Origin of the sequence: Aeromonas sp. 603079 (assembly GCF_049172135.1) — a bacterium.
GTDB classification, from domain to species: Bacteria; Pseudomonadota; Gammaproteobacteria; order Enterobacterales; family Aeromonadaceae; genus Aeromonas; species Aeromonas veronii.
In genome coordinates this window covers 91,897-102,864 of the sequence record NZ_JAAKPX010000013.1, presented here as the reverse complement: position 1 = coordinate 102,864, position 10,968 = coordinate 91,897, and the positions used below count along the sequence as shown (strand labels likewise).

At 47.9% G+C, this 10,968-nt stretch carries 12 protein-coding genes; 10 read left to right on the top strand and 2 right to left on the bottom strand.

Features of this window, described 5'->3' with window-relative positions:
* Positions 1-407 precede the first annotated feature (407 nt).
* From G5287_RS11615 to G5287_RS11605, 3 genes are all read left to right on the top strand, one after another.
* On the top strand, positions 408-1,352 hold the full coding sequence (locus tag G5287_RS11615) for an SIR2 family protein (RefSeq protein WP_421231322.1): 945 nt from the start codon (positions 408-410) through the stop codon (positions 1,350-1,352).
* Between the two features lie 553 nt (positions 1,353-1,905).
* Entirely contained in the window at positions 1,906-2,337 is a 432-nt protein-coding gene (locus G5287_RS11610; RefSeq protein ID WP_371167473.1) for a hypothetical protein, read from the top strand.
* A 47-nt stretch (positions 2,338-2,384) separates the two neighbouring features.
* Positions 2,385-2,912, top strand: a complete 528-nt coding sequence (locus G5287_RS11605) for a hypothetical protein (RefSeq protein ID WP_421231321.1) — start codon at positions 2,385-2,387, stop codon at positions 2,910-2,912.
* A 191-nt stretch (positions 2,913-3,103) separates the two neighbouring features.
* On the opposite strand, the gene G5287_RS11600 is transcribed toward G5287_RS11605, so the two are convergent.
* Positions 3,104-3,310 carry a hypothetical protein gene (locus G5287_RS11600; protein ID WP_421231320.1) on the bottom strand — a complete coding sequence of 69 codons (207 nt, stop codon included), beginning with the start codon at positions 3,308-3,310 and terminating at the stop codon, positions 3,104-3,106.
* A gap of 191 nt (positions 3,311-3,501) precedes the next feature.
* Between G5287_RS11600 and G5287_RS11595 the strand changes: the two genes are divergently transcribed.
* Together G5287_RS11595 and G5287_RS11590 are read left to right on the top strand one after the other, a co-directional pair.
* Positions 3,502-3,867: a DUF2061 domain-containing protein gene (locus tag G5287_RS11595; RefSeq protein WP_005343334.1), complete on the top strand. Its 366-nt coding sequence runs from the start codon at positions 3,502-3,504 to the stop codon at positions 3,865-3,867.
* A 186-nt stretch (positions 3,868-4,053) separates the two neighbouring features.
* Complete coding sequence (locus G5287_RS11590) at positions 4,054-4,650, top strand: MliC family protein (RefSeq protein WP_421231319.1); 597 nt, start codon at positions 4,054-4,056, stop codon at positions 4,648-4,650.
* 39 nt (positions 4,651-4,689) lie between these two features.
* On the opposite strand, the gene G5287_RS11585 is transcribed toward G5287_RS11590, so the two are convergent.
* On the bottom strand, positions 4,690-5,865 hold the full coding sequence (locus G5287_RS11585) for a retropepsin-like aspartic protease (RefSeq protein WP_421231318.1): 1,176 nt from the start codon (positions 5,863-5,865) through the stop codon (positions 4,690-4,692).
* A gap of 850 nt (positions 5,866-6,715) precedes the next feature.
* Here G5287_RS11585 and G5287_RS11580 point away from each other — a divergent pair.
* From G5287_RS11580 to G5287_RS11560, 5 genes are all read left to right on the top strand, one after another.
* Positions 6,716-7,432, top strand: a complete 717-nt coding sequence (locus G5287_RS11580) for a hypothetical protein (protein ID WP_421231317.1) — start codon at positions 6,716-6,718, stop codon at positions 7,430-7,432.
* A gap of 48 nt (positions 7,433-7,480) precedes the next feature.
* The gene (locus G5287_RS11575; RefSeq protein ID WP_421231316.1) at positions 7,481-7,774 is read left to right on the top strand and encodes a hypothetical protein; all 294 of its coding nucleotides are present in this window, start codon (positions 7,481-7,483) and stop codon (positions 7,772-7,774) included.
* Between the two features lie 291 nt (positions 7,775-8,065).
* Positions 8,066-8,407: an NERD domain-containing protein gene (locus G5287_RS11570; protein WP_421231315.1), complete on the top strand. Its 342-nt coding sequence runs from the start codon at positions 8,066-8,068 to the stop codon at positions 8,405-8,407.
* A 191-nt stretch (positions 8,408-8,598) separates the two neighbouring features.
* Complete coding sequence (locus G5287_RS11565; protein WP_421231314.1) at positions 8,599-10,005, top strand: UvrD-helicase domain-containing protein; 1,407 nt, start codon at positions 8,599-8,601, stop codon at positions 10,003-10,005.
* Between the two features lie 343 nt (positions 10,006-10,348).
* Complete coding sequence (locus tag G5287_RS11560; RefSeq protein WP_421231313.1) at positions 10,349-10,852, top strand: GNAT family N-acetyltransferase; 504 nt, start codon at positions 10,349-10,351, stop codon at positions 10,850-10,852.
* Positions 10,853-10,968 lie beyond the last annotated feature (116 nt).

The following is a 10,968-nucleotide window of genomic DNA, read 5'->3' as shown; positions in this document are numbered from 1 at the left end:
TGAGCCATGCCAACCCCATCCAGTTGGTTAAACGCAGCAGACTGGAGGCTGTAATTCAGGGGCGGTAGCCATGCCGGATGGAATGGATAAGCGAACGTTGCCCACGACTGCCCAGTCAACATGGTGACAGCCTTATGCTGATTTCTGACCCGCTCACGCAGGCGTGCTTTGGCGGCGCTTGCCAAGAGTGTGCTGAGCACTGATTTTTCATACAGTAGTAACGGTGGCGCAAAAAGAGGAAGTCAAGCGAATACGCCCAGCATGCGAAGAAAGCTGATGACGTTATGATTTAATGATTATTTTTACTTGGCGACAGTGAAAATGTTACGGAGTTATATGGAATGCTCTGCTAACGGATTAGTGCCGCCTTCCATCTAATCACTGTTAGGCGATATGAGGAGGATTCATTGGTAACTTTATTTCTAGGTGCGGGCTTTTCGAAATGGGCGTTTGACCTGCCGTTAGTTAATAATCTGTTTGATTTTGATATAGGCACCACCTCTGACGCCGAAGAGAGAAGACTTGAGCTTATCAAAAAAGACTGGGTTATGTGGAGGGAAAGCAACCCCGATTGCACTCCAGAAAAGTTTGTTCATTGGTGCGTTGAAAAATCTAGCCACAGGAAAAGTCGAGTTATCTGGTATGTGAATCGACGCCTTACAGAACCATTTATAACTAGAATTAGTGGGTCGTATTCAGCAGCAATGTTTGACGAGCGTGTTGTTAGAGAAAATGAAAAAATTATTGTTCTAAAGCAATTCTTTGAAAAGCTGAAAGTTTTTGGTCTAAACGGCATTATTACATGTAACTATGACACGATTGTCGAATGTGCGCTTGGAACATCGGGCTTCAATTATGGCGTGGTTGGGGAGCAATTAAGAGGTCGAGGAATCAACCCACAGTTTCCATGGCAAAATGCGCATTTAAGAGTTACCGGTGACACGCCATTGGTTAAGCTCCATGGCTCACTTTCGTGGGATAAAGACACTAAATATACTAGCGGTAAGCCAGGAAAGGCGGGTAACGCACTAATTGTCCCTCCGGCTCCTGAAAAAGAGCCTCCATCTGAACTAAAAGAAGTTTGGGATCTAGGGGCAAATATATTATCTCAATCACAAAGCATTATTATTTTTGGTTTTGCGTTTAACCCTTATGACCAAGCACTATTGGAGTATCTTAAAAAGTTTGGTTCAAACATCAAAAACGTTCTTCTAATTGATCCTTATCCGCAGGTTGAAAGTGCCAAGAGCTTATGGGCTAATAGTAAAATTGAGGTGTTGGACCCTAGAGAAGAATTTGATATTGAGCCGTGGGTAGAAACGTGTACCGTATCGCGCGTGGCCATCGCCTAACAAAGCATTTAAGAGTGATTCGCAACGCTTGCCGTTTTCGCTTCGCTCAAAGTATAGGCAAGCGCCGCTCACACCTTAATGCGGCGTTAGATTTCGTTGGTTCAGCTTCGTCGGTAATCCGTGGTCATTGAAGTTGTGTCGCCAGATTGCCGCGTTGTGGTGCGCGGCAGAATGACTTCAAGGCGGTAAGGAGCTTGCGCAGCCGCGCACGGTTGGCGGGCGGTTGATCTGCAAGGCACCGTGGTCGTCACAGAGCTCGCAGCAAGTTGTCGTGTCGCGCCTAGTAGCCATCCGCGCCCTCGCGCGTCGAACCTTCAAGGATGAAGAGGATGCACAAGTCCGCGCGGAGTTGGCGGGCGGTCGCGCCATTGCGGTGCCTGCGTGGTCGTGGCTGGTATTGGCGTGGTTGTTCGTGTGCTGGAGGCGGCAGTGAGGCAGCGAAATCTAACTATGTGTTCAAGCCGACCGCCGAACAGGACCTTCGCTCAATCCAGTCTGCCGCGCGGCGGCGGCTTAACACAGCGTTAGGCATCAACAGAAAAGGAAAAACAGGATGTCAGAACGAATAGGCTATGCAGTTTACAGCGAGATAGAGGCTGGTTACTTGGTAACCGCATCTCCGAGTAACTATCTATGGGATCCAGCAGCTGCGATAATCTATGAAACTGCTGCAAAAGCGTGGGCATCAGCCAAACGTAGAGGCGCAGGATATGCTATTGCTGTTGCAATCAATCGTAATGAAAATGGCAATTTTGAGCATGAGCAAATTCCACCTCCCATGAAGGCCCCTCCAGGGAGCTGGATCGTTAAAATCGAAGACCACGGACTTCCCACGGGGCCACTTTACATTACGAGTCTGAGTAAAGATGGCAAACCTCGCGCATCATCAGAAATTCATGAGGCCCGAGGATTCGACCATGAGCAAGCAACCGAAGTGGCATCAAGAATGAAAGGTACGGTTAAAGTAGAGCAAATAGCCTCATGATCGAAAGGCGTTGAAATGTGCATGAAGTACTGAGACCGAGGAAAAAAATGAAGAACCTGATACCGGTAGTTGCCAGTGCATTTTTGATAGCTGGTTGCCAATCCAACCCTTCCCAGAACACACCTGCATCGGGAATTGAGTTCGCACATGACAAATTCAGCGTTCTCATGGTTTCGGTTGATGACACATTTGATTTTCCGAGAGGTAAGTTTTTCCGCTCCTCCTATACTATCCAGGAAAAATTAACGGTCAAATTACCTGGTGTTGTGGGCATCTATGCTGACTTCTTCGACCACTGCCTGAATACCGGCAATAAACCGCAGATTATCGATGGCGTCGCGCTAGTCTGCCGATCTGATCAGGTCAATCTTTATGCCGTTATCGCTGTAGAGGCTGGCAGGACAGCGTGGCTGCAAGTCGTAGAACCGAGTGACATGAGTTTACAGATAAGTGCACAAGAGCTTGCTGACTATGCCATGAATAATTTTGCCAATTATGTTGAGGCTGATGTGAGCAGTACCAAGCGGCTGCTTGGCACCAGCTCTCTTTACAAAAACGTTCCCAATTGGCCGTAACAAAGTAACGGGAGTATAAGAAATGCAGCAAATCTGGGACACCCACCTTTTTGAGCAAGGCGTAGCATAGCCCGAACCCAAAAGATGGGTGTCCAAGGTTTTCTGCTCACCGAGTTCAAAAGCAAAAGCCCCATCACGGGGCTTTTTCTATTGGTGCGGCCGGTGTGTGCGGCAGCCTGAACCAGCCCGCCCTATGAGCGGGCGGGCAGATCCTGTTTCAGCGCAACCAGCAACAGGGCCAGCAGGCCAAAGGGCGGAAACAGGCAGAGCAGGGAGCAGATAAGGGTGATCAGCACCGGATGCTCGCTCTTGCGGCGCACCAGTCGCCAGGCGATGAGGCCGACGATGACCATCAGCAACGCAATGAACTGGCCAAGCAGGGTGGCATTGATATTCATGAAAGATCCTTTTTCATGGGCAAGTGTGAAGAAGCTGTACTTTATCGCCTTGGTTGCGATTGGCAACCGCTGAACCGCACCGGCCACTCGCCCGTTGATAGGTTTTCCCTATCCGGGCAATAGATGAGAATAGTTTTCATTTAATCTCATTTCGGCGGATACTCTCATCATCAACAGAGGGAGCCGCCATCATGAAAAAGACCATCAGCTTTGCCATCCTGCACTTCGGTGTCGCCTTTACCGTGGCTTACCTGCTGACCGGTGAGCTGCTGACCGCCAGCCTGATCGCCCTGATCGAGCCCGCCGTCAACACGGTCGCCTTCTACTTTCATGACCTTGGCTGGCACAAGCTCAAGCCAAAGCACAGCCTGCAGGCCAAGACCAGCAGCTTCGCGGTGGTCCACTTCTCGGTGGCCTTCGGGGTTGCCTTCCTGCTGAGCGGCGAGCTGCTCACCGGCGGCGTGATGGCGATGATCGAACCGGCCATCAACACCGTGGTGTTCTTCTTCCACGAGCGGCTGTGGCGCGCCCGCAGTCAGCAACTGGCGCTGGCCTGATCAACCGGGCAAGCCGCCTCCCCCTCTATCGCGGCCACAAAAAACCCGACACTCCAGCCAGGAGTGTCGGGATTTTCCGTTTGGCAACCATTCAGCAGTGCAAGTGCGCACAGATCCCCTGCTGCATTGCCCTGTAGAGTGTGCTGTAGTAGGCAGATATGCCCTCTTCATTGCTGGAATCTATCGATGAACAAGACCTTGCTTGCCACCCTGCTGTTTGCCCCTCTGCTGGCCAGTGCCGCAACCCCCTCCTTTGACTGCACCAAAGCCTCCGGGTCGGTCGAAACTCTGATCTGCAAGGATGCCGGACTGGCCGCCCTTGATAACGAACTGGCGGCCCTCTACCCCAAGGCGATTGCTGCGCTCTCTCCCGAACAGCTCAAGACAGAGCGCGCCATGCAGCGCGGCTGGATCAAGGGACGTAACGACTGCTGGAAGGGGCAGGATCTGCGCCAGTGTGTGGAGGATAACTACCTGCTGCGGATCACCGAACTGCAGATCAGCGGCGGCCAGCTGATGGTGCCGGCACCGGTCAACTACCAGTGCGGCAAGAACGTCACTCTCTCCACCTACTTCTATAACGATGCCAAGCTGCCCGCCGCAGTGATCAACCTGAGCGAGGGCGACAAGCAGCAACAAGTGCTCGCCTATGAAACCCCCAGCGCCAGCGGCGCCCGTTATGAAGGGCAAAATCTCACCTTTTTCACCAAAGGGGATGAAGCCACGCTGGAGCGTTACGGCCAGCCAACCCTCACCTGCATGGAAAATCCGACCAAGGGCTGAGGCTCATAGGGGCGGCTCATCATGCCGCCCCCATCTTGACTAGATGGCGATATCCAGCGGTTTTCCTTCCCGCACAATCCGCAACTTGAGCGACCACGGCTTGCTGGTGCTGAGCAGTTCACGCACCTTGTCGATCTCGAGGGGACGATAAGCCACCCCGTTGATCTGTTCCAGAATGTCGCCGTTGGCCAGACCATAGGGGGCAAGATCCCGTTCGTCGCTGTAGTAGACCTGCAGATGCTCGCCATCAAAACGCACCCCGATATTGCGCAGGATTGGCGGCACTTTTCGCGCCAGGCTGTCGGCGTCGTAGCAGAGCATCATCCGCCCGGGCATGATCGCAAAGCGATTGAAGCGGTTCACAAAATCCAGCCCCAGACCATACTGCTCATTGCTGTTTTCCGACACGCGCAGCTCACCGAGCTGGCGTTCATCAAAATGCAGGCCGGTGAGGATATGTTCACGCCCCTCCACCATACCGCTGGCATCCACCCCTTTGCGTGGCATCGCATCTTCGCCAGAGATCGCCTTCTGGCTCGCCATAAAGTCGATAAAGGCATGGTCGGCATAGCTCTGATCGGCCCCGGTATCCAGATACATGCGCACGCTGCTCTCGCCGTGGGTCAGATACACGGCCGGGGAGCGGTTGTAGCTGTCTTCATAGCCGATGCAACGCTCGAAGGTGGCTGCCGACGGTGCCGTCAGCAAAGCCGTGAGCTGATGCCTGTCGCGATCAAACACCCAGTTGAAACGGCGGATGGTGTCGATCCCGAGGATGCCATCGATACGGCTGCCAAGAGACTGGGAGAAGAGATCGAAATCAATAGTTGCCCACAGATCGCTGTCATCAATGGTGACCGACCCCAGCGAGAAGGGCTGCGGCTCGACAAAGCCAAGCTGCTCGCTGCCCAGTTGGCTCGAAACGCTGTTCACAGTGGCAAAATCAGCCTGATAGGCCCTGGGCAATTCGCTTAAGGTCAGCGCCTTGAAGCGGCTGGCCAGACGACGATCGATAAAGGTGATACTCGCCCCGGTATCCAGCAAAAACTGGTACTGCTCACCAGCGATGGTGACGGGGATCAGGGGGGCACTTTCGTAATGCACTGTCAGCACTGGGCCGGGTGCATGGCGCTTGGTGGATGAATCCGGGGCTGTGCAGCCTTGGACGACGAACAGGGCCAACATGGCCAGCGCCACTTTGAACTGCGACTTCATAACTCTCCTTCCCGATAGCAGATGCCCCCGCGACGCCACCGCATAATGCTATCTTGTTGATTTATAGATAAATAAGCTATTTCAGCGGGGAGCGCGGACAATAACAAAGAGTTTTATGCTGGTTCAAGCCAGATATAACCATGAATATTCTATGGCGATAGCTCAAGAATGGTTGTTCACGCTATCTCGGCGCGTCATCAATCGTGGGTGACATTTGATTAATTTATTGATCTTGCACAGAAATTCTCAATATTGAGCTTTCTCTCCACAGCGCCATGGTTAATATTGCCAATTGGCAACACTTGCCTCGTCGGAGCCTCCCATGAACCATGCCAGCTATCTCGCAGGTAAAAAGCAGCAGACTGGAGGCTGAAATTCAGGGGCGGTAGCCATGCCGGATGGAATGGATAAGCGAGAGTTGCCTTCGACCCACTCAAAATGGTGACGACCTCATTTTTATTTCTGACCTGCCCAAGCAAGCGTGCTTTGGCGGCGCTTGCCAAGAGTGCGCTGAGCACTGTTTTTTCACACAGTAGTGACGATGGCGCAAAAAGAGGAAGTCAAGCGAATACGCCCAGCATAAGAAGCAAACGGGTAAAATTATGATTTAATGGTTGTTTTTACTTGGCGGCAGTGAAAATGTTACGGAGTTATATGGAATGCTCTGCTAACGGATTAATGCCACCTTCCATCTAATCACTGTTATGCAACTCTCAGACTAATGGAGTAGCCCATGGCTAAAAAAGAAGAAAAAGATTGCTTTGTGATCATGCCAATTGCAGATCAAGAAGGCTATCCAAAGTGACATTTCGGCCATGTTTATGAAAATATTATTCGGCCATCTTGTGAAATGGCTGGTTATAATCCAGTTAGAGCGGATGAAGTTAAGGAAAAAAATTTAATTCACCTCGATATCTTAAAGAAATTAATAGAGACTCCCATCGCCATTTGTGATCTATCAAGCCGAAACCCAAATGTTCTTTTTGAACTTGGAATAAGACAAGCTTTCGATAAGCCAGTTGTTCTAATACAGGAAAAAGATACACCGAAAATATTTGATATCGCTCCTCTTCGTTATCTCGAATACTCTCAGGAAATGAAATATCACGAAGTTCTTGCCATACAGCAAAAACTAAAATCCTCTATTGAGGCAACAGCATTGACTGAAGGTGACTCTTCAAATGTTAATTCCATCGTTAAGCTTTTAGCGCTTAATTCACCTGCCAAAATTCCTGACTTAGAGAATGGAAAAGAAGGTCTCGCTCTAGAAGTAATGCAAGCTGAACTTCGAAATATGCGACAAATGATGGAAATGTCTATTTTTGAAAGCCGTAAAAACCTTAAAGGTGAATCAATTGCTGCTATTGAATATCAACGATTATCAGCAAATCTTGACAAGCTAGTTAGCTCCAAGAGACTGCCTATTGAAGAAAGAATAGACCGGTATCACCTGTTAATGCGTGAAGTTGAGGAATTAATGCATACCTGTAGAAGCGAAAGTGAGCACATGCATTTCAGACGACTAATGGAGAGAGTTCATCGTGCTGAACGTGAAATTATTGCATAACAAAGTATTGCAGCGAACAAGCAGCTGAATGCGGCGTTAGAGGCACACATGGAAATCAATGAAGCGCTCAAGCTAATACAGCGACTTGAATACCCTCCTGAAATATATGACCAGATGGAAAGAGCAGTATGTGCGGTTATGAAGAACTACAACTCTGAAATACTAGAAGTAGAACTTAACGAAGTAGCCGTCATGGCAAATAAAAATTACAAGCATGATGAATTAACGCCATGTATCGAAAGAAAGCATCAATCCATGCTAAATACTGGTCAAATAACTCAGCATTTTACCAACCCTGCTCATCGAGTAGTGAGCCAGAACACGTTTGGAACAAACTTGTAGATATTGAGGTCCTCCTAAATAGCGACAACAACAATTTACTTTTCATGTTCAAGGCAAACTATAAAGACCCGACCATAAACTTGACCACAGCAAGAGCCTACCTTTTAAAGGTCAACAAATCATCGTTGAAAATTGAACACCTATTCTTTGGTGTCGTGCCTCTAACAAATGGTTCAAATCGTTCGCTTCGCTCACTGGGACGGGCTAAAGCCCGCCCCTTAACCAAATGTTAGCTTTTATGAGAGCCCATTGCTCTGTGCCCAAGTTGATACATAGAGGATTGATTAGATAATGGCTGTTATTTACCCTGACATCGAAAACATTCAGCGTCTTAAAGTTCTGCCAACCCCAGGAGAGATGAGCCTGATAAATCATCTCAAGGACAACCTTGATGATACTTATGAGGTGTTTTTTAACCCATATCTAGATGGCGATAGACCCGACATTATTATTTTAAAAGAGCACTGCTCTGCGTTCATAATTGAGGACAAAGACTGGGATTTAAAAAACTATAGAATCACGGAAAATAACAGTTGGGAAGTTTTTGATGGCGCAAGATATTCGAGAAAGGCATCCCCTCAATCTCAGGCTTTTCGATATAAAAAAATCTTTACGACTTGCATTTGCCAGTAGTCGGTCTAGCAAGACTAACTAACCCAAACTTTTATAATCTGGTTCATTGTTTTGTGTATTTTCACAATTCTGATAGAAGTTTAATTGATTTACTGTACCACCCTGCGGAGGAAAGGCTGAGAGACGAGCAATCTACGCTAAATCAGTCCTTACAGGAAAAGAAAATTGCCTTCGATTCATACAAGAAGTCTATGGAATACCAAGAACGTAAAAAGCGTAATCTGCAAAGAGACAAAAATATGTCTTTTGGTAGTGATCGGTTAGATAACCTAATAAAAAAGATCAAGCAAAACTCGAAACATGTTTTATTTAACGAAAATGTTTATCGAGATTTTAAACGGAGGCTAAGTCCGCCGGAACACACCTTAAATCAGGGAGTGTCAATCAAATTCGATAATAAACAGTTACCCCTAACCAACAGCGAAAATGTAAAAAGAAAAATAAAAGGCGTCGCTGGATGTGGTAAAACGTCTATTTTATCTCAGCGGGCTATAAAGGCATCTCAAAGGCACAACTCAACCGTCCTTATATTGACATTTAATATTACGCTCAAAAATTACATCAGGGATAAGATTAGCGATATGCAGGGGAGCAGAGATTTTTCAACCTTTGAAATTTCAAATTACCACCAATTCTTTAACTCTCAGGTCAATAACAGTGGCCAAGATTTTGGTGAGCTAGTTGATACATATGGTATAGACAAGCTTTATTCTATAGATGTTTTTCAAGGGCTAGATTTACCAAAGTATCAAACCATTCTTGTTGATGAGATACAGGATTATCAGTCCGAGTGGGTCAAAATTATTCGTGATAATTTCCTCAAGGAAGATGGTGAAATGATCCTGTTTGGGGATGAATCTCAGAACATTTACCAGAGAGATTTTTCTAGATCCCCCGTTATAGCCCAAGGCTTTGGGCGATGGATTAAGCTTACTCGATCTTATAGAACTAATTTAGATTCACCATTAAATCAGTTATTTAAAGATTTCCAAATAAATTTTCTGCTTGAAAGGCACTCAGATATAGAAATAACAGAAGTAAGCCCCACTCAAATGAGCATGGGTTTCAGTCTTCTAAAATACGAAAAATCCACCTTGGCCGATTGGAGGGAATCCATTTTCGAATCAGTAAAAAACTATATCAGGGGTTACGATTTACACCCAAATGATGTGGTTATTTTGTCTTCAAAAATCTCTCTGGTTAGACAGCTAAATGAATTATTGATGGAAGTTGAAAAGACGCACTGCATGTTTGAAACATATGAAGAACTTTCTGCATGCACCAATATGAGTACTGAGGAATTAAAAGAATTAGACGAAAGCGAGATAAATGCTCTTGTAAATCAAAAAAAAGACGATATCGAGAGAATTAGGCGGGCAAAGAAGAATCATTTCTATGCGAATAGCGGTCTAGTCAAGCTTTCGACTACCCATAGTTATAAAGGGCTTGAGTCAAAAACTGTTTTCTATGTTATGGACGAGAAGGATGATCCAGAAATTGTATACACTTCTATAACTCGCTCATCAGAAAATCTCGTGATCTTTGATGTCGGATGTAAAAACAAATGTTCTGAGTTTCTACAAAAAGCTATTAACTGACATCAGGCTAAGAAAGCTAACAAGGCGCTGATGTCGGACAAATTTTCCGCTGCGCTCCAAATTTGCCGCAGAGCGCGGCCTTAGGCGCAGTTTTGATATCGCAAAGAGAAACCTACATAAAATACGACGAAAAACGAGATGTTTGTTCTCTTCATGTTTGGGGCTGGAGCGTTAATTGCTGAAGGCGCTCCCCTGCAGCCCGTAGGCTCGATTAGCGAAGCGTAATCGGACGTTCACGATAGAAATATTTCGTGATAGCACCAATTGCCTTTAGACACCGACTTTCAGATGGCATCTTTATTCACCTGTAGCTTTGCTGGCGTAATACTACCCAAGGAGATTAATGAAACCTGACTTAACCGGCACTCGGGTTGTACTGCGTACCATTGGCCCGCAGGATGCTGCCGATCTGTTCGAGATTTATGGCAATCCGCTGATCATGGAGTTTGCCTCTGATCCCTGCTTTACCTCTCCCGCCATGGTGGCGCAGATGATGGCGAGCGTGGTGCGGCTGGAACAAACCGGTGAGTCGCTGGAGTGGGCGATTGTCGAGCGGGAGGGCAACAAGGTGATCGGCACCTGCGGCCTGCACAGTTTCAGCGAGGCGGGTCACAGCTGTGAGGTGGGTCACAGCTGTGAGGTGGGCTGCCTGCTCAATGCGGCCTATTGGCGCAGAGGGTTTATGTCGGAGGCGCTGGGATTGCTGTTCGCCCACGCTAGCACACTGGGAGTCACCTGCCTCACCGCAGATATCGATGCCGATAATGTCCGCTCTATCGCCCTGTTTGAAAAACTGGGCTTCAAGGCGCATGCAGGGCGCTATCAGCGCATGCACCCCTTTGTCTGACCCGAGACCAGAGCCACAACGCCCTCGCCTCTCAGGCCGTTGTGGCAAGGATCAGGCATAAAAAAACCGGAACCCAAGGGTTCCGGTTTTTTTCATTCCAGTCGAAGCTGGCAAAC

Bases quoted from the DNA above. Each gene is read 5' to 3' on its own strand.
- G5287_RS11605 (WP_421231321.1), top strand. From the start codon at position 2,385: ATGAAGAACCTGATACCGGTAGTTGCCAGTGCATTTTTGATAGCTGGT.
- G5287_RS11570 (WP_421231315.1), top strand. From the start codon at position 8,066: ATGGCTGTTATTTACCCTGACATCGAAAACATTCAGCGTCTTAAAGTT.
- G5287_RS11575 (WP_421231316.1), top strand. From the start codon at position 7,481: ATGGAAATCAATGAAGCGCTCAAGCTAATACAGCGACTTGAATACCCT.
- G5287_RS11595 (WP_005343334.1), top strand. From the start codon at position 3,502: ATGAAAAAGACCATCAGCTTTGCCATCCTGCACTTCGGTGTCGCCTTT.
- G5287_RS11585 (WP_421231318.1), bottom strand. From the start codon at position 5,865: ATGAAGTCGCAGTTCAAAGTGGCGCTGGCCATGTTGGCCCTGTTCGTC.
- G5287_RS11610 (WP_371167473.1), top strand. From the start codon at position 1,906: ATGTCAGAACGAATAGGCTATGCAGTTTACAGCGAGATAGAGGCTGGT.
- G5287_RS11590 (WP_421231319.1), top strand. From the start codon at position 4,054: ATGAACAAGACCTTGCTTGCCACCCTGCTGTTTGCCCCTCTGCTGGCC.
- G5287_RS11580 (WP_421231317.1), top strand. From the start codon at position 6,716: ATGGCTGGTTATAATCCAGTTAGAGCGGATGAAGTTAAGGAAAAAAAT.
- G5287_RS11600 (WP_421231320.1), bottom strand. From the start codon at position 3,310: ATGAATATCAATGCCACCCTGCTTGGCCAGTTCATTGCGTTGCTGATG.
- G5287_RS11560 (WP_421231313.1), top strand. From the start codon at position 10,349: ATGAAACCTGACTTAACCGGCACTCGGGTTGTACTGCGTACCATTGGC.
- G5287_RS11565 (WP_421231314.1), top strand. From the start codon at position 8,599: ATGGAATACCAAGAACGTAAAAAGCGTAATCTGCAAAGAGACAAAAAT.